Source organism: Paenibacillus stellifer (assembly GCF_000758685.1).
GTDB classification, from domain to species: Bacteria; Bacillota; Bacilli; order Paenibacillales; family Paenibacillaceae; genus Paenibacillus_AQ; species Paenibacillus_AQ stellifer.
The window spans coordinates 5,578,166-5,599,787 of sequence record NZ_CP009286.1; the positions used below are offsets into that span (position 1 = coordinate 5,578,166).

The following is a 21,622-nucleotide window of genomic DNA, read 5'->3' on the forward strand; positions in this document are numbered from 1 at the left end:
TTCATTCCCCTTCTTTCTGCAATAACTCATCCCGCGCTTCGGTCAGCGCGAACCCCAGCAGGTTTTTACCCCGCCATTTAACGGGATTCTCTGCGTTCGGGTTGGACCCACCCATGCCAATTCCCCAGATGCGGTCCCGCGGGCTGGCCTCCACCAGGATGCGGTTTTTCGTAGATTTGAGGTAATCGCCTAGCAGCGGGTTCTGCGCGAATTTGGCCAGACTGGCCCGCTTGACGATTCCGTAGCACTCCCTGTCCCAGACATCCTTGTCGAAGCTCCGGACCGCGCGCCCGTATGCCTTCATCTCCTTGGGATGCTTGGCCCGCACAATCAGCGTCAGCATTTCCTCATCCCCGAACAGCCGCGCCTTCTCCGCCATCATGAACTGCTCGGCGCAGGAATACTCGATTCCTTCAACGGTGAACGGGCTCATCCACCACTGGCCTCGATTCCGTAAATCATCGGTTATCCTCCATATTTCTTCGATATAGACGGGATGGGCGATGGCCCGCATTTTCGGTGTAATGATCCGTTTCTGTAACGAGATCGGCCACTTTGCGCCGGAAGGCGGCCTTCAGCAGCTCTTTGTCCAGAATGACCTCGTAAACCTGCTGCAGCTCCGTTAAGGTGAACAGCTTCGGCATCAGGTTAAGCGCGATATCGGTATAATTCACCTTGCCCCGCAAGCGCTCTATGGCGTAGGCGATAATCTTCGCATGATCGAATGCCAGCCCTTCATTGGACACGATCGAATAAGAGGTGCCTGTCGAGCTTTGCTTCACTGTCACCGTCCGTTCCACGACCGCAGCGAGTTCCGCCTCATGTGAGCTCAGCCTCAGCTCATACTGCTGCGTCTTGACGTATCCATCATCGGTCAGCTCCTTGCCTTCCCGCAGCAGCCGGTGGGATACCTTGAACCAGGCCGCATCGGCAGCGTCATCTCCGGCCTTCAGCTCAAGCTGGCTGCCGGCCACCAGAGCCATGTAGCTGCAGCTCATCACCCAGGTACGGGGATCGCGCCCAATGTCGCTGAACGTATACAGCTGCTCCAGATAGACGTCGTCCACTCCCGTCTCCTCCCGCAGCTCTCTCGCCGCGGCCTGCTCCGTCGTTTCATTCGGCCGGACGAAGCCGCCCGGGAGCGCCCAATGGCCCAGATAAGGGTGCGCACCCCGCCGGATCAGCAGAATCCTCAGCTCCTTGTCCGGAAGCTTGCGGTAACTGTCCGCCTCGTTATCCGTAACGGTGAAGATCACCATGTCTGCCGCTACCGAGGGCCGTTCGTAATCCTCAGCCCGGTACCGCTCCATAAATTCGCGTTCCGTCAGACCGTCGCGATCCAGCCTATCCACCAGCTTCACCTCCCTCTTCCAGTTACTTAATTAATTGCTCAACTCTCCAAAATAATTGCTGTACGGCTGGAACCCAGCCAATACCTCTTCCACCCTGCGCATCCGCTCTTCCAGACTCCCTCTCAGCATAATATAGGGAATTCTGCGCTCCTTCAAATCCGCGATAATTTGTTTGTGAAAAACATGCCGCTTCTGGTCCCCGCTGCGATCCCATGTATCGTCATACGGAATATCGTCGTCGCACAAGAAGAACAAGTCGTATCGCTGCGCGTTCTCCAGCGCTATCCGTGTTAACAGCTCCGGCGCCTGCCCGTGATAGTCCAGAGCGTACATATAGGTGGTAATCGCATTGGTATCGACGAACAAATACCGGTTCGCTTGAAGCAAGGCCTGCTCCTCCCGCTCGATATGCCCGGCCGCAATCTCGTCGAATGCTGCCAGCCCGATTCTGCGGTCCACCTGATGATCGGTCCAATAATCCCGCCCATATTCGCTTGCGAATACCGTCTGGTACTTCCGTGCCAATGCTTCCGTGATTGTGGATTTGCCGGTCGACATCGCTCCTACGAACACGACCTTCGTGATCAAGTCCCGGTATACGACATCACTGATGAACTCCCGGTACTTATATGGATCGGAGCGAATCATCGTTGCCGAGATCGGAACGAGCTTACGCTCTTCATCCACCCGCCTGTCCACCGCACCCAGCGCAAGGCTCATATGCTCGCCATAGAACTCGCTGGAGTAGAAATGCGTGACCTGCTCGCCATTCAAGAGGCCCAGAATATACTGCTCCTCCCTGATCTCATGCTCCCGATCATTCGAGTATCCGTCCGGGCCGTCCCAGGCCTCGATGACTCTTACTGTCGGATAAAGCTCACGAATCCAGTTCGCCCGGACATGCAGCGGAACCGGCATAACCTGCGTGTCATAGATGACTACGATCAACTCATCGACCTCTTGCAGGGCGGTGTCGAACATGAATTGATGCCCTTTATGCAGCGGAGCGAACTTCCCCAGCGTCAATCCCAACGTTCTCATGCCAGAACCTCCTTAACCCCTTTGTTCCAGGTGTAATATCCATAGACCGCATTAATCAGGTACGCGCCCCACATCACGATCATCAGCCCGCCGTCGCTGCTTCCTTCCAGCATTCGGATCACCCATAGCAGCACCGTGAAGGCATTCAGGACAATGTAGAGCAGCCACTGCTCCTTGAACCTTCTCACCATCAGGAATGTCGCCACAACGGACAACACTGTCGTTAGAGCATCAATATACGGCGAATTTTGCCCCGGGATGAATGAAAGTCCGAAACCAAGTCCCAGGCTGCCCAGTACACATACCACCACTATGAGAAGCAAGCTTCTCTGATCCATCTCCCGCATGGTGAGCTTGCCGTCGTGGCGATTTCTCTTCCACATCAGGAAGCCGATGGCGTTCATGGGAACGAAGAAGAGCAGATTCAGCATGACCTCCCCAAACAATCCGTTGGTATAAGCTAAATAAGCGTATCCGAACGTATTGTACATACCGAACACATAGGTCATCAGATTGCCCTTGGCCGCGAGAACCACGCATAATACCCCGGTCATGAAGACCGTGAACCCTAAGAAAGTATCCTTCATAATCACAGTCAATACGATCGCTGTTCCGCAGAACAGTCCAAGCCAGACCAATTCGAATAAATTCCAGTTGCCGGGTAATTTCTTCATATGTATCCCTCTTTCTCTTGTTAAAATATCGCGAACGCAGCAGTTAGCTCATCGTAGCCCATCTCTTAGTTCGATATTGATAATAACAATTTGTTACTAAGAAAATACCAGAAAAACCGGCTTCGATCAAGTTATTTTTTCCAGAAAATCGCAGCCGCTGCCGGGACTGTTAAGGCAATGATTGTTGCATGAGCCATAGCGATTCGTTATAATCGTTTGTAATCAACAGTTGAAGGTGATTGAATCATGAATCGAACCCTACTGAATCAACTTCATCATCATCACAAACAGCGTTAGCACACCTGTATAAAATTCAGGGTGGGCTAACGCTTCTTGCGTTGGCCTCCCTGCGGCATATGAAACGCGCAGGACCAAGAGGTCCAGCGCGTTTTTTATTTTGCCAAATCGAAAGGAATGATCGTTATGCAAAATGTCAAAGGGACCTATGATTTCTTCGGAAAAGAACAAGCGCTCCGGCGAAAAGTCCAGACAACGCTTCAGGAAGTGTTCGAACGGTATGATTTTGACTCCATGGATACGACGATATTGAATGAGCTCGAGCTGCTGACCTCCAAGTATGCAGGCGGTGATGAAATCCTGAAGGAAATGTACCAACTAAGTGATCAAGGCTCGCGGAGACTTGGACTCCGGTATGATCTGACCATTCCTTTTGCCAAGGTGATCGCCTTAAATCCCAGTATTGAGTTTCCTTACAAGCGGTATGAGATGGGGAAAGTATTTCGGGATGGACCTGTGAAGCGGGGCCGTCTGCGCGAATTTTTACAGTGTGATGCCGATGTCGTTGGAATTGCGGGACCTGAAGCTGAGGCTGAGCTCATGCAGTTGGCCGTTGAAGTATTCAAGAGACTGGAAATCCCGATTACATTAAGGTGGAACAACCGACGCTTCCTGGGTGAAGTGCTTGAATCCATTGGAGTGCCCTCGGATGAATGGCTGTCTGTCATGCTGACGCTCGACAAGCTGAAGAAAATTGGACTAGACGGGGTTATGCAGGAATTGCGAAGCAAAGGGCTGGATGCTCAAACAGCAGCTGCAATCATGGAGTTAATTCAGCTGGATAACCCTGCGTTTGAAGATGTATCCGGCATGTATGGAATCCAGGACAAACCCGGCGCGCAAGAGGTGCGGTCCCTTCAAGCTCTCATTGAGCAAATAGGGCTGGCGGAAATAGGCAGGTTCGATCTCTTCCTGTCACGCGGGCTGTCTTTCTACACGGGAACGGTGTATGAGATCTTCGATGCTTCGGGCACGTTTAGCTCCAGCCTGGGAGCCGGCGGCCGGTATGATGCCATAATTGGACAGCTGGTCGGCAGAGAGGATATTCAATATCCGACCGTGGGCATTTCTTTTGGCATGGAATCCATCATGGAGATGCTTGCGAATCGTCCGGTCCAAACCAAAGGCGCTATCGTTACGGTCATCCCTATCGGAGATACAGTTGCAGAGGTCTTGAAGTCAGCGGCATTGCTGCGGGCTAATGGGATTCGGACAAGTATGGACACAAGTGGACGGAAACTGAAAAAGTCGCTTGCGGCCGCCTCTTCCCGAGGAATCCGGTACGTCATGTTAATAGGAGAAAATGAAGCAAGCCTTGGACAGGTGCGCCTGAAAGATATGACCGGGATGACGGAAACGGTGCTGACCCTTGATGAAGCCATTACAATCATATCCGATCAGACCGATAGAAGCTGAAGCCTTCCGGTTCACAAAAGAAAAGGAGCGGCCGACGGCCACTCCTCTTCCGGGGTTATTGCTCATGATTGAATAATGCTGTTCTTGCCGCTCTTCTCTCTTCTGCTTCTGCCCGAATACAGAACGAACAGTAGAATGAACCATAGAGGGGTGAACAGTAGAGCCGGACGCGTCTCGCTGGCGAACAGCATAATGATGAGAATGGCGGCAAACAGCGTTAAGACCGCATAGTTAATGAAAGGCGTAAAGGGTGCCTTGAATTTGGACTTAGCCTGCAATTCCGGCCGGGTCTTCTTATACTTGATATGGCAGACGAGCACAACGCCCCACACCCATATAAAACAAATGGCGCTGACCGTCGTCACGATTCCAAAAGCCTGCTCCGGAATGAGCTTGCTCAGAAGGGCGCCCACGGAGATGACAAGTGTGGAGATGAACAACGAATTTCCCGGTACATGATTTTTATTGAGCTTGGCAAAACGGGGCGACGCCTGGTCGTTCCTGCTCAAATTATAGAGAATCCGGCTTGTGGAGAACATCCCGCTGTTGCAAGCAGAAGCAGCTGAAGTCAACACGACGAAATTGATAATGCCTGCGGCGATCGGAATCCCTACCAGCGCAAAGGTTTTGACAAAGGGACTTTCAGCCGGACTAAGCTCCGTCCACGGGTTAATGCAGAGCAGAACAAACAGCGCGCCGACGTAGAAGAATAAGATCCGCAAGGGAATTTTATTGATGGCGGACGGAATATTTTTCTCCGGATTGGACGTTTCCGCTGCCGATACCCCCACTAACTCTACACCGACATAGGCGAACACGACCATTTGGAAGGAAAATAAGAAGCCTGAAACTCCGTTCGGAAACACTCCCCCATGCTCCCAGAGGTTCTTGACGGTCACCGCTCCTGCGTCCGTCTTGAATCCCATAACCAGCAGTACGATCCCGGTGCCGATCAAGGCCAGAATCGTGACCACTTTGATCAAAGCGAACCAGAATTCCAGTTCCCCGAAGCTTTTTACCGTTAACAGATTGAGTCCCAGCAAAATGATTAAACAGACAATGGCCGGTACCCACTGCGGAATATCGAACCAATACTGCACGTAGACGCCAACCGCGATAACATCCGCCATCGCCGTCATGATCCAGCAGAACCAATAGGTCCATCCGGTAATGAACGCCGCCCGGGGCCCGAGATAGTCCTCGGCAATATCCGTGAACGATTGATAGCCCGCCTTGGACAGCAGCAGCTCTCCGAGCGCTCTCATCACGAAGAACACGGCGATCCCCACGATTAAGTACGTAAACATGATGGACGGTCCGGCCTGCTGAATCGCTTTGCCTGATCCCAGGAATAATCCCGTACCGATGGTGCCGCCGATGGCGATGAGCTGAACATGCCGGTTGGCTAAATCTCTCTTTAACTCTTGCTGTGCCATGCTGATTCCCCCCTATGAGTGCCTTACATTGATGCCAACACAAAAAGAGACTGGATGTTCTCCAATCTCCGGTTCATCAGAATATGAATACTACTTGTCCTGTCGACTCCTATCAGCATAACAAATATATTCAGTACTCTTCTGTCCTTTTGCCTGAGATTGTGAACCCTTCGGCGCTGCGGAACTCCGCAGTCTCTCCAGAAGCCGCTCCTGCTATAGTGCGATCCATAGCATTCAAAGCTGCTTGTTATTCAGTTCATTAAAGCGTTAATGCCTTCTAACAGTTTAACATATTACTTGTGGTGTTAGTATTGTGGCAGTGATAAAAGTTACAACAGCATTTGCGCCCCAGGAATACGGATCTTCCTCCGCTTTAGGATTCCTTAGAGAATCCTTAGAATTGCCATCTACACTATGGATGTGGAAAGGGTGATATAATATGCGAGACATTATTTTACAGACAAGTAATTTATGCAAAAGCTTTAAACGCCAAACGGCTGTAAACAACGTATCCTTAACCGTTCCCCGGGACTCGGTCTATGGTTTGCTGGGGCCGAACGGCGCCGGCAAATCCACAACGCTCAAAATGATCGCAGGAATGCTGCGCCCCGATTCCGGAAGCATTCTCTTTCATGGACATGAATGGACCCGGAAGGATTTAAGCGATATTGGCGTACTGATTGAAGCGCCGCCGCTCTATGAGAACCTGACTGCAAGAGAGAACCTCAAGGTTCGTACCCTCGCGCTCGGATTGCCGCCATCCCGAATCGATGAGGTGCTTGCCATAGTCGATTTGACCAATACCGGAAAAAAGCGCGCCGGACAGTTCTCCATGGGCATGAAGCAGCGGCTGGGGATCGCAATCGCACTGCTGGGCCAGCCGAAGCTGCTCATTCTTGACGAACCGACCAACGGGCTTGATCCCATCGGGATTCAGGAGCTTCGGGAGCTGATCCGCTCATTTCCCCGGCAGGGGATCACCGTCATACTGTCGAGCCATATCCTCTCCGAGGTCGAACAGGTAGCGGATCAGATCGGAATTATCGCCGGTGGAGTTCTAGGGTATCAGGGAATCGCCCCCGAGGGGCAGGAGCTGGAATCCTTGTTCATGCAGGTTGCCGCCGTGAACCGAAGAGCGGGTGAATAGGATGCTTCCTTGCATCAAGGCTGAACGGTTGAAATGGACTCGCACCTTTATCCCCAAGCTGGCCTGGATCGGACCTGTGGTAACCCTGCTTCTCTGCTTCTTCTTGATGGGGGGACGCTATTTTCAGGGCGGGGCTTACAACTGGTGGTACACGATGCTCTTGCCCGGAGCGCTTACCCTCACCTGCTCGCTGGCTGTACAGAAGGATGCCAAGATGAAGTACCGCGGGCTGCTGGCGCTGCCTGTCGATCCGAAGATGCTGTGGGCCGGGAAAATCGTGGCCTGTGCGGAATGGCTCTTGGTGGTCACTCTCATTTTCCTGGCTGGCATTACGTCCGGCGGAATGCTATTTGGCAATACAATTCCGCTGCTGAACAGCATTGTTGGCAGCTTCCTGATCTTCGTCACGTTTCTATGGCAGATTCCGCTATGCCTGTTTCTTGCCGCAAGCTGCGGATTATTCGCCGCCACTCTGCTTAATATGGCCGGCAATATCGCCGGGGTCGTCGTCTTCGGCGCCGGTGGTATCTGGAACATTGTTCCCTATACCATTACATTCAGGCTCATGTGCCCGGTTCTCTATGTACTGCCGAACGGTCTTCCCGTACCGGGAGACAGCCCGCTGAGAAGCACAGAGATGATCCTGCCAGGTGTTATGATTTCTCTAGCATGGTTCGGAGTGCTGTCTGTTCTTACTGCGCTATGGTTCCGCAAGCGGGAGGCTAAGTAAGATGGCGCCATTAACGGGATTGCTGGGATTGCTAAAGGCGGATATGCTCAAGACGAGGCGGACGCCGTTTCTCCTGATTCACCTGCTGGCTCCGCTAATTGTAGCGGGATTGTTCCTGGCGTATTATTCGTACTCCCCGTGGAGCTCCACCGACAAAGTGCTGGCTTATTTGCAGGTTCTGGGCTGCGCCCTTCCTACCCTGATTGGGCTGGTCTGTTCAATGGCTGCGGAGCAGGAATCGGCTGCGGGACATTTTCAAGGAATGCTCACGACTCCAGGAAATAAAATCAAGGCCTATGCAAGCAAGCTGCTGATGCTGCTGTTATTCGGCTTTGGAGCCGTCCTGCTTGCCAGCGCCCTGTTCGGCCTGGGCTTCCGTGGCATTCTGCATCAGGACAGACTGGGAATGCTCTTTTATCTCACCGGGGCATTCATTCTATTCGGGAGCAGCCTGCCTCTTTATTTGCTGCACGGGTTCGCCAGTATGCGCTTTGGAAGAGGCGCTTCCATCGGACTCGGGATCGTAGGAAGCCTGATAGCCGCCTTGCTGCTAACCGGGTTAGGTGATGGAATCTGGCCGTTTATTCCATTCGGCTGGAGCGCCCGCTTCGCTTCACTGTGGACAGTCTGGTCCTCCGGTACTGCTGCATCGCCCGCCTTGTCGGGGCTGGACGCCGGAATAATGGTTTGGACTCTGGGAACGGCGCTGGCTTCCATTCTATCTTGTGCATGGTTTACACGTTGGGAAGGACGATCAACCGATAATTAGAAATACAGCTCATATTCGAGGGATACCCATATGGCAAAAATACTCGTGGTGGACGATGAACCCGCCATTCTGTCTCTGATCCGCAATGCACTTCTCAAAGATAATCATCTGGTGACGACGATAGCGGATTCTACAAAGGTATGCAAAACCGACCTTGGCGCTTATGATCTCATTTTGCTCGATGTGATGATGCCGGGGATGGACGGCTTTGCGATTTGCCGGGAAATCCGGTCGGCCGTGGACTGCCCCATCCTTTTTCTAACGGCTAAAACACTGGAGACGGATCTGATGTACGGCCTTGGGCTGGGAGCGGACGACTATATTGTAAAGCCTTTTGGCATAGGTGCGCTGCGGGCGCGGATCGGCGCCCATTTAAGACGGGAGAGCCGGGAACGGCGAAATGTCCTGTATCTGGAGAACGTCCACTTCAACCTCTCCGGCAAAGAGCTCTATATCAAAGAGGAAAAAGTGCCGCTTACCAAAAGCGAATATGAAATTTGCGAATTTCTGGCGCGCAACCGGGGACAGGTGTTCTCCAAAGAAGGCATATATGAAGCGGTCTTCGGGTTCCATGGAGAAAGCGACAGCACCGCCATTACGGAGCATATCAAGAACATCCGCGCCAAGCTGAGCAAATCAGGCATCGACGCGATTGAGACCATCTGGGGGATTGGATACAAGTGGAAGCTATAACCCGAACGAAAACGATACGCCTTCGCACCTTCTTTCTCCAGTACCTCCTGTTCTTGAGCATCGGAACGATTCTGCTGCTGGTGCTGCTGCTTGGCCTGTTCACGATGGCCTTCTCCTCCAATCTCATACTGCCTGCCAACTATGCCGAGAAGCAGATTGAGGCGTTCAAGAATAGCCTGACAGCAGACAGCGCGGCAGCGCCCGGACAGCTTCCGGAGCTGGCGGATTACGCGGTTTTTTCCAAGGAAGGGAAGCTGCTCTCCGGCAATCTGAGCCAAGCGGAAGCCGCTCATGCCTGGGAGCTCATGCAGAAGGGGAACAACCAGGACTCTCCGCATTTCTACACCACCGTCCAGCGCCAGCATGAGATTTGGATCTTCCGGTATACTTTAAGGCCACAATACGCTTCTTCCTTTCTGCGCAGCAATCTGCCAAACCCGCAGCTGCTGGGGGTGCTTCTCTTCATAGTGGGCATCTTGATTCAAGCGTCCGTGCTTGCTGCCCACTTCGGCAGAAGACTCACGAAGAAAATGGCGGGACTCCAGGAAGCGACTGAAAACATCCAGAACGAGAATCTCGAATTCACCGTCAAGCCCAGCGGCATCCGCGAAATAGACGATGTCCTTGCCTCATTGGACCGGATGAAGGAAGCTCTACACGCTTCATTGAAGCAGCAATGGGAGCTGGAGCGTTCCCGCAGAGAGCAGATTTCCGCCCTTGCTCACGACATCAAAACCCCTCTTACCATCATTCGGGGAAATGCAGAGCTGCTGCAGGAGACATCGCAGGATGATAGCCAGCGGGAGTATAACGAATACATTCTTAGAAGCGCCGGGGAGATTGAAGCATTCGTACAAGAGGTCATTGATTTGTCCAGCATGCAGACCGGTTCTGTTCGTGAAAAGTCGAGGGTACGCTTAGAGGATCTGCTTGCAGAGTTGGAGCTGCAGATGAAGGCTCTTGCGTCTGGCAAGGATCTGCGCACTCTTGTCCGGAAGGAGGACCTTCCGGAATCGATCTTCATCGATAAGGAGCTGCTTCATCGGGGGATTGTCAATGTGATCGCCAATGCGGCCGAGCATACGCCTCCGAATGGGAGCGTGGCGCTGCTTGTCCGGGGGGATGCAGCCGCCGTTCATTTCACAGTCACGGATACAGGCTGCGGCTTCTCGCCAGCCGACTTGAAAGAAGCCGCCACCCAGTTCTACAGGGGAGACCCGAGCCGAAGCTCCGGCAATCATCACGGCATGGGTCTGTACATTGCCGCGTCCGCCGCGCAGCATCATGGGGGGACCTTGACCCTGGAGAATGATGCATCAACCGGCAGCGGGAAAGTAACCTTGACCATTCCGATTCATGCGGTTGGCGGCGATGGCGATGAACGGGATTGGAGTTAGAGCGGGATTGGAGTTGACCGGTACGCTATACTAATCCCCAAACCGCATCTTGTCAAGAAAAACCGCGCGAATAAACGACATAGCTAGAACCCCCCTCTTATGCTTTCGATGGATGAATGAAATTCCACGTATGAAGAGCCATTTCGCTTTTTTCAATTATGGCAGCCTCACGTAAAATGTTCCTCAGGTTGATGAAGAACATGCGGGAGGTAGAAGATGAACGTACAGACTCAAGAGACAAGCGTCGGAATAAAGCGGGGGGCGATGTTAACCGCGCTGCTCATTGGTGCATTTGTTTCATTTCTTAATGAAAATTTGCTCACCAATGCGCTACCGGGATTGATGCGGGAATTCAACGTTGCGGCTGCGACCATCCAATGGTTATCGACGGGTTATATGCTCGTTCGGCGTACTGGTGCCGGTGACCGCATTATTGCAGCAATGGTTCACGACCCGACAGATGTTTCTGTCTGCGATGGCGTTGTTCTTGGCGGGAACCTGCTTGTGTGCGGTATCCCCGGGGTTTGGAGTCTTGCTGACGGGCAGGGTTGTGCAAGCATGTGGGACAGGATTATTGCTCCCGTTAATGATGAATACGATTCTTGCCCTCTATCCTCCGGAACGCCGGGGCGCCGCTATGGGTCTTATGGGACTGGTCATCATGGTCGCCCCTGTCATCGGGCCGGCCTTGTCCGGGCTGATCATTGATACTCTGAACTGGCGATGGCTGTTCTATATGATGATTCCAGTAGCGCTGTTTTCGATTGTGTATGCAATCCTGTACTTGAAGAATGTGACAGAGCTAACTAGGCCAAAGATCGATCTTGTATCCATAATACTGTCTACCGCCGGTTTCGGCTGTGTCACCTACGGCTTCAGCCTGACAAGTGCCCGGACCCAGCTTGAAGGTTACGGGATAATTGCCATTGGCAGCTTCTTCTTGCTCCTGCTCGTATGGCGGCAGCTCAAGCTCAAAGAACCATTGATTGATCTTTCCGTCTTCAAGCACCATACTTTTTCTCTGGTTGCAATACTGATTGTAATCTTGATGATGGTTCTGTTCGCCACAACGACATTGCTGCCGATCTATATGCAGGATGTGATGCAGCTAACCGCATTCGGGGCAGGATTACTTCTGATGCCAGGCTGTATTTTGAACGGAATCATGATGCCGCTGTCTGGGAAATTACTCGATCGATTCGGGCCGAGATTCGTCATTATGCCCGGACTGTTCCTGATCGCCCTATCGTTGCTGCTGTTTGCCGGCATCGACAGTGATACAACGCGAGGCTCCATTCTGTTCGATCATATTCTCTTGTTCTTGGGCATGTCGTTCGTCGTCATGCCGGCTCAGACAACCGGATTGAATCATCTGCCGCATCACCTGATCCCCCATGGCACCGCCATTTACAATACGCTCCACAGATTGCAGGGGGAATCGGCATCGCATTGTTCGTCGGCATCATGTCGTCCAGAGCCACTCGCTATCTTCACCACTCACCCGATCCCAATGCGGTACATGAGAAGACACAAAGCATGGTCGCCGGTCTGCAAACCGTTTTTGGGATCGAGTTCATTCTGGCCATAATTATTTTCGTACTGGCCTGGTTTATAAAAAGGTCAGCTGAACCTGACCAGAATTAATTGACCATGACTCATGGACTCATTTTGGATGATGTGTCTCGTTCCATGATAGTTACTTTTTCGCCTCTTCCTCCAGCTTAAAGATCAGCTCATTCGCCATCCGTTTGTTCAGCTTATACGTCCCGGACTTTCCAGCTTCGGCGGATAGCTTCTTGATCGTCTCGATCTGCGTCTCCGTCGGAGGCTGCCGTTCGATCAGGCCCTCGTAATTCTGATAAGCAACCTTCTCTGCCGTTTCCGGGGAGAGCAGGTCGATGAGATCATAGAGCCCTTTCGCTGCAAGCGTTTTCGATAAACCGTATCCCGAGTCGGTGGAAATCATAAAGCGGTCCGGATATTTCTCGATCAGGGGAACGAAGTCCTCCAGTTTGTTCGTGCTACCGCTGTTATAAGCTGTAAACCCGGCGAAAAAATCGATATACAGGTTCGGATGCTTGCTGATCAGCGATTCGATATTTTCCGGTGTGTTATACGCGTTGGCATGGCCGAAAATAATGGTGGTGTCCGGATGCTGGTCCAGGGCCTCCTCCAAATGCTTGATCGGCTCGCCGCTCAGCGGGTCGATGTGCAGGAGTACCGGCACCTTATACTTGGCCGCAAGGTCGTAGATTTTGGGGAAATTACCGTCATTCGGGTGCTGAGACTTCCATGGCAATCTGGACACGGCTTCCGAATACGTCGAAGCGGCCGCCACTTCTCCAATGTTCAAATAACCCTTCTCCAGTTTGTCCTGAACGATGGACACGCCCTCATCCTCATAGATCGGAAATCCCGCAAAGGAGGGGTATAGATTCGCGAGGCCACTGAAAAAGTCCATCTCATAGAAAAAGGTACAGTCTTTCAATTAAATTGAAGAGGCTGTACCTTTTTCTGTATAATGGAGTCATAACGAAAAGCGGGTGAGTGCGGATGATACGGCAACAACAAACTTTAATCCTGAGTCCTTACGCGGCATTGTATGACATCGTTGTACCAAAGGACAATATGCTTCGTCAAATTAACGATTTGGTGGACTTCACTTTCATATACGAGGAACTCGAAAAGAAATACTGCTTGGACAATGGACGCAACGCCATTGACCCTATTCGCATGTTTAAATACTTGCTTCTGAAGGCAATCTTTGAATTGTCTGACGTAGATATTGTTGAGCGTTCAAAGTACGACCTCTCGTTCAAATTTTTTCTTGGCATGGCACCAGAAGACTCGGTAATCGACCCCAGTTCTCTGACGAAATTCCGTAAACTGCGGTTGAAAGACATGAATCTCTTGGACATGCTCATTGGTAAGACCGTAGAACTTGCCATCGAGCAGAATATCCTGAAGAGCAACTCCATCATCGTCGACGCAACGCATACGAAAGCACGCTACAACCAAAAAACGCCCCAAGAAATTTTGCAAGACCGTGCACGTAAATTACGAAAAGCCGTGTATACCATGGATGAATCGGCCAAGGCCAAGATGCCGGCAAAGAATACGACGAGCGAACTCGAGGATGAACTTACATACTGCCAAAAACTCGTCCACTTCATCGAAAACGAGAGCGGCATTGCACAGGTGCCCAAAATTCTGGAGCCGCTCAACCTGCTAAAAGAAACGGTTGCGGATGATGTTGAGCAGCTTCGTTTGGCGGCAGATCCGGATGCGCGCGTGGGACATAAGAGTGCAGATTCCGCGTTTTTTGGATACAAAACTCATCTTGCGATGACCGAAGAACGGATCATTACAGCGGCTGTAATTACAACAGGCGAACAGAATGACGGCAAGCAATTGCAGACGCTCATCGAAAAGAGCGTAGCGGCTGGCATGCAGGTCAAAACGGTGATTGGGGATACAGCCTATTCAGAAAAAGGAAATATTGCTTACACGAAAACAAATGAAATTGAACTGGTTTCCAAACTAAATCCGCTCATTACGCAGGGCGCGCGAAAGAAAGAAGACGAATTTTTGTTCAACAAAGATGCAGGCATGTACGTATGTCCAGCTGGACACATGGCCATTCGGAAGGCTCGGCAAGGCAAGAAGGGCGAGGGCCAAAACCAGCAGACTACCTATTATTTTGATGTGGATCAATGCAAGCGTTGCCCGCTTAGGGAAGGCTGCTACAAAGAAGGAGCCAAGAGCAAGACCTACTCCGTAACGATTAAATCTGAAGAGCACACGGAGCAGATGGCGTTCCAGGAAACGGAGTATTTTAAGACAAAAGCGAAGGAACGTTACAAAATTGAAGCGAAGAACAGTGAGCTTAAACATGGACACGGGTATGATGTAGCGATATCCTCGGGTCTGCTTGGCATGCAGTTACAAGGTGCGATGGCCATATTTGCTGTAAACCTAAAACGAATATTAAAGATAGCAGAGTAAGGATAAGGAGCAATACGCCCCTAAAAAGAAGACACCCTCCCCCATATACTGGGAATGGATGTCTTTTTTACGTATTCACTTCTCACCAAGATTGAAAAACTGTAAGTTCTTCAGCGGCCTCTAGATTCGCAGGTGTCTTTTTATACTCATCCCAGGCTAATTGATCGGTGTACTTCGCGCTCGGCTCCGAAATATTTCCGAACAGAACGATACGGTCGACTCCGTACTCTTCCCTCTCCCTCTGAATGGCAGCCGGATCGGCGGCACGTGGTTATGAATATCAATGACGGTAAGATCGCGGTAAGTCTCGTACAGCTCCTTGCTGGAATCCTTGTTCTGCCGGATCTTCTCAATTAACGCAACTTCATCCTTGGGAGTGTACTCGGTCATTGGCTGGACAATAACCTCAGCTTGCTTCGACGCGCATCCTGATAGTGTGACTGCTGTAAGAGTGAGCGCACAAATTCCATAATAACGCAGCATTTTAGACATTGCGATTCCACCATCCTTATAAAGTTCTAACGCTCTTGCCTTTGAATAATTGGGGCTTGATTCTGACCGTCTTGCCGCTGCCGCCATTGATCAGTTCAAGCAACAGTTCGGCGGCCCGCGTTCCGATAGCCGGGTTGTCGATGATCACGGTTGCGAGCGGCGGATTATAATATTTGCCTGTGAAATGCCCATCATAGCCAATGACAGAGAGCTGATCCGGTACCGGAATGCCGGCCTCAGCCAAAAACGAAATAGCGCCCATAGCCATAAAATCATTCGCGAAAAACACAGCCGTAGTCTCCGGGTGGAGACGAAGCAGCTCTTGCACGCTTTTTTTTCCGCCATTGCCGGTATAATCGCTCCAGAGGATGGGAGTTTCATCTTTCGACAGGCCCGCTTCTTCGGTCGCCTTAAGGAAGCCTTCCAGGCGCTCCCGGCTCATCTCGAACGCTTCGAACCCATTCACGAACGCAATCCGCCGATGCCCGCAGTCGATGAGATAGCGTGTAGCCATATAGGCGCCCAGCACCTCATCCGTGTTGATATTGGAGCAATATCGGGTCAGCACCGTGTTCTCAAGTACCACCGTCGGATAACTCATGCGCCTGATTTCATCATAGAGCGGGTGGTCGGAAGGAAGTGGGCTCAGCACAATGCATCCGCTTAAGTTGCGCAGACTCAGAATGTCCGACAGTTCCCCATCCACATAGCCCATTCCGTTAAGCGTATAAATAATCGCTCGATATTGGTGCAGCGCCAACGCCTTGTTGATATAGGGAAGCTGTTCGAAAAAAGCCGGACGAGCTTCATAGTCGCTGTCATCAATCAGCAGCCCGACGAGCTTGCTCTTCCGGCTCACCAATTCCTTGGCGGAAAGGTTGGGGACATAGCCCAGCTCTTTGGCGGCTTCCAGCACAGCCTTCCTCGTCTTGTCCTTCACACCGTAGTCGCCATTGAGCGCCCGGGACACGGTGCTAACCGACATGTTGCAATGCTTGGCGATATCCCGGATGGAAACTCTCAAAGATAAGCACCCCCTTTTTGGGAACGTTCCCAAAAATATATTTTGAATATATACCAGATGTAGGCATTTGGCAATGGGGATTTTGGGAACGTTCCCGAAAGTGGTGATACGGGGGTTAAAGCTACAATTTAAAGCTGCATTCATTCTATTTCTGATAGTATCATTCATAGTTTACTTGACTTGCTCAAAAAACAATTATTTTCAAATAAAACCTAATCCTTATAAAGAATTTTCTGGCATTCTCCGATATATTGATAGTACAGAAAAATAGTTCAAATTACCTAACTGGGAGGGTTCTTATTGAAGAAGTTTTTTAAAATCGGGTGCCTGGGCTTCATCGCATTAATTGTACTGGTTATTCTCATTGGTGTACTTACTAAGGATAAGGATAGCTCAAGCGGTACAACCGCTAAATCCAATACTGGCACAAGCTCTGTAGAAACGAAGGACACCAAGAAAGAAGAAGCTAAAAAACTTGCAAAAAAGGGAGAAGAATTGCAGGTTGGAGATGTCGTCTTCAAAGTTAATAAAGTAACCACTACCAAAAAAATCAAAGATGGAGATTTCTTATCCTACTCGCCTCAGGCTGAAGGAAGTGTCTTCCTGGTAGTGAATATAACGGTGAAAAACGTTGGTAAAGAGATGATTACCACAGACTCATCATTCTTCCAGCTCAAAAAAGACGAAGTTACGTATAACCCGTCAACGTTGATTACTTCGTCCGGAGACTATTTTTTATATGATGGAATCAATCCAGGATTGGCCCAGACAGGCAATGTAGTATTTGAAATCCCGGAAAACTTGACTGGCTTTATTTTGAATGTCCAGACTGGATTCTGGGGAACCGAGCAAGGTGAAATTGAATTGAAATAGTACCATATGGATCATGAACCACCGACAGGAGTTGGTGGTTTTTGTTACTTATAAGTACAATTAATCTAATATTGGGTTTGATTTTGATGGTCTGTAATGCTTAGCCCCCATAGGTGGTGTCGAACGCGGAGATCGGAACATCTCTTTAGAGACACTAGAAAAAATCATTGCAGCATTTGGTGTGCCCGCTGTAGCGAGGTGCTGGATGAACATATGGCTGTACTAAGCAGTAAAAGCGCAGACGAAATAGCAGCAATCACTCGGATAACCCGGGAAGTGATTGCTGCTATGGAGATGGGTAGAAATGGTGAGTAAGGCCGATAGGCTTCTACTTCAACCATTTAGAAATACGGCTGGTAGAGATCACATAATAATGAGATTCAGCCGATACCTCAAATCCTACAGACTGATAGAGGTTTAAAGCGCGTCTATTTTCAGTGACTACTCCAAGACGTATCTTAGAACATTTCTGGTCGAGCAGGAGTTTAACTAGTTCAGAAAGAATTGCACGGCCGTATCCACTGCCCTGGCATGATGGAAGTACACAAAAGTCATGAATAACAGCATGATCCATTTGAACATAATTGACTCTAATCATTCCCACAGGGATCATGTTATCCTTAGCAACATAAGTTATACGTTCCGGTTCTCTCGTACGAGCAAAATAATTCCGAGTCCAAGACTCTGTATCGCCAAAGGCTTGTGATGAACACCTAACCATAAACTCTAAATCCTGGTCATTTTCTAACCGCAACACCATGTCGGTCCGACATGATGCATCCCTTTGTAATCGGTTCAATATCATGGAGAATTCAGACGTTGTTAAGCTTGCTCCTAAATGTCTTATAGTGTCTAAGCCTGATTCAGAGTTCGATGGTATCCTAAAGCGGCAAGATTGGATGCCTTGTAATTGCATATCTGATAGCGCTTGTTTCAGTAAGCCGATAAATACACCTTTGCGTCGAAAGTCAGGATGAACCATCCCGTTAATATTAGCTTCGATTCCATCCGAGGTATACCAACTTAGAAAACCGACCAACTGGTTCTCAATTTGGCAAAGGTAAGCCTCATCTCCACCTATCTCCTTAAGGCTTTCTATACCTACTCTCAAACTTGACCTGTCGGATGTTTTGCACAGATATTCTAACCTTTGGATTTTATCGATTTGATGAATGGAGAAGTCTTTCATTCTAATAATTTGAAATTCTTGCATCTAGTACCTCATCAAGAAGGAAACGTGCAGTTTATGGACGAGTAGGCACTATCCTTCTAAAATCTGTCCGCATTTTTATCGTTACCAATGGAACCGCCTCCTTAATCGTGTACCACGGCTTCTTCTTTTAATTACATCGCCTTTGTCTTTCGGCAAGCTGGATAGGTACTGCATCCCCAAAAGGCTTGTCCCTCTTTGTTCTTGCGTGCCACCATCGGAGCGCCGCATGCGCATGTTACGGTTTTGACAACAGATCCGGTTGGAGCAGCTTTTTTCGGCTTCGGCTTCCCTTTGCCCGGCTGCCATTTTCCCCAGGCACGAAGCTTATTCTCGATAAGTCCGCCATGCCAGTAATCTACCTTGAATTGTTCGGCTTCCCGCTTCGCATCCGCAGTAAGATCGGAAGTGGTAATGAGCAGTGATAGGATACAGTCATGATTGCGCTTGGCAGCCACCAGTTCGCGAACCGTCATCACCTGCACTTTATTGTGATCAGCGTAACATTTGGCTTGTACCGCGGTCTTTTCACCCCGTTTATCGGTAATGACCAAATCAACCCCGCCATCCCTGCCACCAACACCTACCTCTTTAACTTTGTAGCCTTGATCCCGGAAATAAAGCGACAATAGCCTTTCGAACTCCGCACCGTTGATTTGATCCAAAGGGGTCTTTAGAATAACTTCATCAGGTCTGCACGTTGTGGAAGACCGGTTAAAGGAAGCGGAAGTGTTCTTCTTTACTGCTGGTTGCCGTTTGCTCGGGCTACGGCGTTTTTTCTTCTTGATGCCTTGTAATAGGCCAGATACTACGGACAGGGCAATAATCAGTATTATAAATCCGATGATTTCTTTCATAAAATACTCCTTCGTTATCGTTATTTATCTGCCTTCCTCTAGCGCTACCCGCTGAAGTTGTCCTTCAATATAATTCTTTAGCTCAGGATTGCGGCAATACACATAACAGCCCTTTATGCCTCTGGAGATCAGCACTTTGTAGATATTCTTGATCAATGCCGTAAGCTGATGATTGTCATTCTTAAGGCCTCTTTTCCCCATGCTATCTTTGTATTCATCATAATCGGCGTATATCTCCATGTTCTGCACATCAAACTTCAAATCATTGCCGATGATTACGCCCACATAGTCGAACTCCAGGCCCTGTGAAGTGTGGACGCATCCGATTTGCTCAAGTCCTTGCTCATGAATTGCCCACATGTTTGAGATGGCCCGTCCATTCCACGGCATCCGGAAGTTATGCTCTTCAATAACGACATCGTCAATTTCGCCATTCCGGTTACCCTCGGTATCCTTGGTCCAGTTCCAGGCGAATCCGGCAAGCATCCGGGCTTTGTGCCCCTCATTCACTTTATCCTTGATGGCCTGATAGAGCGCATGGGGAGTATCCATAAGTCTGAATTCAAAAGCATCCTGATCCCAACCATTGAAGTTGCCTGTCTGACGAATTTGAAAAATATGATCAATCCAGTTGAGAAACCCCTCCGCTCCCGAACAGCGAAACTGCGCAGTAAGCGTATATTCATGGACCTCAGATTGATGAAGTTCCGCAACCCGTTTAATTTCCGCTACCGATCCGATATCGTCCGGCCGAATCCGCTGGAAATCGTCAATGAAGAACACATTAATTTTGGAGGCAGCAATAATATCCTCGATCTGGTTGAGGCCCCGGTATTGATACGCCCCTTTCCCCTTTAAGCGATGGGCTTCATCAACAACCAACACATCATAGAAATGCTTAGGTGCATCATAGAACTGCCCAGATCCGGCAAAAAGTGACCGAGCCCTGGCTTTGTTCTTCGCCTGCCGCTTCGCCAATGTCTCCACCATTACCGTTCGAAAAGAGGCATTCGGCGCAATAAATCTAACGTTTAGCTTTTGTTTCAGCAGGCCACCTAACGCATTCATTGAAATGACCGATTTTCCTGTGCCCGGGCCGCCTTTAATTAGGATGGTACGCTTCTTGCTCGTGTCTTTGGCTAACCTTATGATCGTTTCATATGCGACCTTCTGCTCGTCCAGTAAAATAAACTCGGAGTTCCCTTGAAACAATCCGTCTATATGATCGATGAGCTTCTTCGAAGGCCGAATTCTCCCGTTCTCTATGAGATACAGCAGATTTACTCCGTTTCCGTTACCGATGTGCTTATGAAGGAATTCCTGGAGCTTTTGCGTGTCTTCCGCCATAAATAAAGGTGCCTTGCGAATATATGTTTCATAGCGTTCGTTCTTAAGCGGGTCTGGCTGAGGCGTCCGGTAATTATGTAAGTACGCGCAGGAATGGCTGGTTAAATCGCTGCTATGAATCGCTTCATTCATATCCTCCAATTGCTGCCGGTAAGACCATGCCTGATAGGATGGATGAGGTGTTTCGCGCTCCTTGCTTCCGATATGGGCAATGACCACATCTTCACGGTCCGTCTCCTTAGCGGCATCCCACTGCTTTAACTCCACGATCACAAAGTTGTCCTTACCCTCCGCGTTCTGCCCCGCCACAATGAAATCCACCCGCTTACTCGTAGCCGGAATGTTGTATTCGATCATAATTCCGCAGTCATCGGCGATCTTGGAATTGCGCACGACCCGCTCCATAAACTGCATGGAATTATTCCAGGCTCTTCGTTCTCCGGGGCTTGGCCGCATCCCCATTTTGCTGATAAAAGCATTCTCAATCTCTACAGTTAACTCGTTATTATCGACCTTCTCCTTGAAGGCTAGTGCACTGCTGCTATAAATGATCATGTCGGCTGCTCCTATAAATCGGTATATTTGCCTTTCTTGCCACATGCTTGCTCAGCCGGATACGCAAAAAAGAGGCAACTATCCCTTCGCTGGGATAAATGCCTCTGAATGGTCAGGTCACGGCCATGCTTTGGCCTTGTTATATGCTTCTTAAATAAGAATATTATGGGTTTAAGGAATAGTCAAACTAAATAAGAGGCTGGAGGATACCGAGGTTTCATTGAAATGTATATGTTCATGAGATCGTATAATCTTCGATATTTTGCATCAGTGCCTGATGGTATACCTTCGCCTGAAAATCAACAAG

Annotated in this window: 18 protein-coding genes, 3 pseudogenes and 1 riboswitch; of the genes and pseudogenes, 10 read left to right on the forward strand and 11 right to left on the reverse strand. The window is 49.9% G+C overall.

The genetic code is table 11. From position 1 onward, the window contains the following. Position 1: 1 nt before the first annotated feature. From PSTEL_RS25530 to pnuC, 4 genes and pseudogenes are all read right to left on the reverse strand, one after another. Positions 2–442: pseudogene (locus PSTEL_RS25530) on the reverse strand (NADAR family protein); the annotation flags it as partial. Between the two features lie 16 nt (positions 443–458). Beyond that, positions 459–1,352 (reverse strand): NUDIX hydrolase, encoded by an 894-nt coding sequence (locus tag PSTEL_RS25535; RefSeq protein WP_038699732.1) that lies wholly within the window; start codon positions 1,350–1,352, stop codon positions 459–461. Between the two features lie 30 nt (positions 1,353–1,382). Further along, positions 1,383–2,393, reverse strand: a complete 1,011-nt coding sequence (locus PSTEL_RS25540; RefSeq protein ID WP_038699734.1) for an AAA family ATPase — start codon at positions 2,391–2,393, stop codon at positions 1,383–1,385. Then, positions 2,390–3,067 carry a nicotinamide riboside transporter PnuC gene (pnuC, locus tag PSTEL_RS25545; RefSeq protein WP_038699736.1) on the reverse strand — a complete coding sequence of 226 codons (678 nt, stop codon included), beginning with the start codon at positions 3,065–3,067 and terminating at the stop codon, positions 2,390–2,392. Before pnuC ends, PSTEL_RS25540 begins: the two co-directional genes overlap by 4 nt. A 423-nt stretch (positions 3,068–3,490) precedes the next feature. Here pnuC and PSTEL_RS25550 point away from each other — a divergent pair, with 423 nt between their 5' ends. After that, entirely contained in the window at positions 3,491–4,780 is a 1,290-nt protein-coding gene (locus PSTEL_RS25550) for a histidine--tRNA ligase (protein ID WP_038699738.1), read from the forward strand. A 62-nt stretch (positions 4,781–4,842) separates the two neighbouring features. Here PSTEL_RS25550 and PSTEL_RS25555 read toward each other — a convergent pair whose 3' ends face one another. Beyond that, the gene (locus PSTEL_RS25555) at positions 4,843–6,216 is read right to left on the reverse strand and encodes an amino acid permease (protein ID WP_038699740.1); all 1,374 of its coding nucleotides are present in this window, start codon (positions 6,214–6,216) and stop codon (positions 4,843–4,845) included. Positions 6,217–6,347: 131 nt separating this feature from the next. Next, a riboswitch (glycine riboswitch) is annotated at positions 6,348–6,427 on the reverse strand. A 228-nt stretch (positions 6,428–6,655) separates the two neighbouring features. Here PSTEL_RS25555 and PSTEL_RS25560 point away from each other — a divergent pair. From PSTEL_RS25560 to PSTEL_RS25585, 6 genes and pseudogenes are all read left to right on the forward strand, one after another. After that, positions 6,656–7,363, forward strand: coding sequence for a lantibiotic protection ABC transporter ATP-binding protein (locus PSTEL_RS25560; RefSeq protein ID WP_038699742.1), 708 nt, complete (start codon positions 6,656–6,658; stop codon positions 7,361–7,363). Between the two features lies 1 nt (position 7,364). After that, entirely contained in the window at positions 7,365–8,093 is a 729-nt protein-coding gene (locus tag PSTEL_RS25565; protein WP_038699743.1) for a lantibiotic immunity ABC transporter MutE/EpiE family permease subunit, read from the forward strand. A gap of 1 nt (position 8,094) precedes the next feature. After that, positions 8,095–8,862: a lantibiotic immunity ABC transporter MutG family permease subunit gene (locus PSTEL_RS25570; RefSeq protein ID WP_038699745.1), complete on the forward strand. Its 768-nt coding sequence runs from the start codon at positions 8,095–8,097 to the stop codon at positions 8,860–8,862. 30 nt (positions 8,863–8,892) lie between these two features. Continuing rightward, complete coding sequence (locus PSTEL_RS25575; protein ID WP_038699747.1) at positions 8,893–9,555, forward strand: response regulator transcription factor; 663 nt, start codon at positions 8,893–8,895, stop codon at positions 9,553–9,555. Continuing rightward, positions 9,543–10,952, forward strand: coding sequence for a HAMP domain-containing sensor histidine kinase (locus tag PSTEL_RS25580; RefSeq protein WP_052099058.1), 1,410 nt, complete (start codon positions 9,543–9,545; stop codon positions 10,950–10,952). Before PSTEL_RS25575 ends, PSTEL_RS25580 begins: the two co-directional genes overlap by 13 nt. Positions 10,953–11,168: 216 nt before the next feature. Next, a pseudogene (locus tag PSTEL_RS25585) lies at positions 11,169–12,596 on the forward strand (MDR family MFS transporter). 52 nt (positions 12,597–12,648) lie between these two features. Here the strand turns inward: PSTEL_RS25585 and PSTEL_RS25590 are convergent. Continuing rightward, positions 12,649–13,413, reverse strand: a complete 765-nt coding sequence (locus tag PSTEL_RS25590) for an amidohydrolase family protein (protein WP_084065498.1) — start codon at positions 13,411–13,413, stop codon at positions 12,649–12,651. A gap of 92 nt (positions 13,414–13,505) precedes the next feature. On the opposite strand from PSTEL_RS25590, the gene PSTEL_RS25595 reads away from it, so the two are divergent. Beyond that, positions 13,506–14,957, forward strand: coding sequence for an IS1182 family transposase (locus PSTEL_RS25595; RefSeq protein WP_038692958.1), 1,452 nt, complete (start codon positions 13,506–13,508; stop codon positions 14,955–14,957). Between the two features lie 156 nt (positions 14,958–15,113). Here PSTEL_RS25595 and PSTEL_RS25600 read toward each other — a convergent pair whose 3' ends face one another. After that, positions 15,114–15,449 (reverse strand): hypothetical protein, encoded by a 336-nt coding sequence (locus PSTEL_RS25600; RefSeq protein ID WP_156995964.1) that lies wholly within the window; start codon positions 15,447–15,449, stop codon positions 15,114–15,116. A gap of 16 nt (positions 15,450–15,465) precedes the next feature. Next, positions 15,466–16,473: a LacI family DNA-binding transcriptional regulator gene (locus PSTEL_RS25605; RefSeq protein WP_038699751.1), complete on the reverse strand. Its 1,008-nt coding sequence runs from the start codon at positions 16,471–16,473 to the stop codon at positions 15,466–15,468. 300 nt (positions 16,474–16,773) lie between these two features. On the opposite strand from PSTEL_RS25605, the gene PSTEL_RS25610 reads away from it, so the two are divergent. Together PSTEL_RS25610 and PSTEL_RS29020 are read left to right on the forward strand one after the other, a co-directional pair. Further along, positions 16,774–17,346 (forward strand): DUF4352 domain-containing protein, encoded by a 573-nt coding sequence (locus PSTEL_RS25610; RefSeq protein ID WP_052099064.1) that lies wholly within the window; start codon positions 16,774–16,776, stop codon positions 17,344–17,346. 109 nt (positions 17,347–17,455) lie between these two features. Then, positions 17,456–17,661: pseudogene (locus tag PSTEL_RS29020) on the forward strand (helix-turn-helix domain-containing protein); the annotation flags it as partial. Between the two features lie 13 nt (positions 17,662–17,674). On the opposite strand, the gene PSTEL_RS25615 reads toward PSTEL_RS29020, so the two are convergent. The 3 genes from PSTEL_RS25615 to PSTEL_RS25625 form a co-directional block, all read right to left on the reverse strand. Next, positions 17,675–18,559, reverse strand: a complete 885-nt coding sequence (locus PSTEL_RS25615) for a GNAT family N-acetyltransferase (protein ID WP_038699753.1) — start codon at positions 18,557–18,559, stop codon at positions 17,675–17,677. Positions 18,560–18,690: 131 nt separating this feature from the next. Continuing rightward, entirely contained in the window at positions 18,691–19,413 is a 723-nt protein-coding gene (locus tag PSTEL_RS25620) for a restriction endonuclease (RefSeq protein WP_038699755.1), read from the reverse strand. 24 nt (positions 19,414–19,437) lie between these two features. Then, on the reverse strand, positions 19,438–21,315 hold the full coding sequence (locus PSTEL_RS25625; protein ID WP_038699757.1) for a DUF2075 domain-containing protein: 1,878 nt from the start codon (positions 21,313–21,315) through the stop codon (positions 19,438–19,440). Positions 21,316–21,622: the final 307 nt, after the last annotated feature.

Bases quoted from the DNA above. Each gene is read 5' to 3' on its own strand.
- PSTEL_RS25540 (WP_038699734.1), bottom strand. From the start codon at position 2,393: ATGAGAACGTTGGGATTGACGCTGGGGAAGTTCGCTCCGCTGCATAAA.
- pnuC (WP_038699736.1), bottom strand. From the start codon at position 3,067: ATGAAGAAATTACCCGGCAACTGGAATTTATTCGAATTGGTCTGGCTT.
- PSTEL_RS25550 (WP_038699738.1), top strand. From the start codon at position 3,491: ATGCAAAATGTCAAAGGGACCTATGATTTCTTCGGAAAAGAACAAGCG.
- PSTEL_RS25555 (WP_038699740.1), bottom strand. From the start codon at position 6,216: ATGGCACAGCAAGAGTTAAAGAGAGATTTAGCCAACCGGCATGTTCAG.
- PSTEL_RS25560 (WP_038699742.1), top strand. From the start codon at position 6,656: ATGCGAGACATTATTTTACAGACAAGTAATTTATGCAAAAGCTTTAAA.
- PSTEL_RS25565 (WP_038699743.1), top strand. From the start codon at position 7,365: ATGCTTCCTTGCATCAAGGCTGAACGGTTGAAATGGACTCGCACCTTT.
- PSTEL_RS25570 (WP_038699745.1), top strand. From the start codon at position 8,095: ATGGCGCCATTAACGGGATTGCTGGGATTGCTAAAGGCGGATATGCTC.
- PSTEL_RS25575 (WP_038699747.1), top strand. From the start codon at position 8,893: ATGGCAAAAATACTCGTGGTGGACGATGAACCCGCCATTCTGTCTCTG.
- PSTEL_RS25590 (WP_084065498.1), bottom strand. From the start codon at position 13,413: ATGGACTTTTTCAGTGGCCTCGCGAATCTATACCCCTCCTTTGCGGGA.
- PSTEL_RS25595 (WP_038692958.1), top strand. From the start codon at position 13,506: ATGATACGGCAACAACAAACTTTAATCCTGAGTCCTTACGCGGCATTG.
- PSTEL_RS25600 (WP_156995964.1), bottom strand. From the start codon at position 15,449: ATGTCTAAAATGCTGCGTTATTATGGAATTTGTGCGCTCACTCTTACA.
- PSTEL_RS25615 (WP_038699753.1), bottom strand. From the start codon at position 18,559: ATGCAAGAATTTCAAATTATTAGAATGAAAGACTTCTCCATTCATCAA.
- PSTEL_RS25620 (WP_038699755.1), bottom strand. From the start codon at position 19,413: ATGAAAGAAATCATCGGATTTATAATACTGATTATTGCCCTGTCCGTA.
- PSTEL_RS25625 (WP_038699757.1), bottom strand. From the start codon at position 21,315: ATGATCATTTATAGCAGCAGTGCACTAGCCTTCAAGGAGAAGGTCGAT.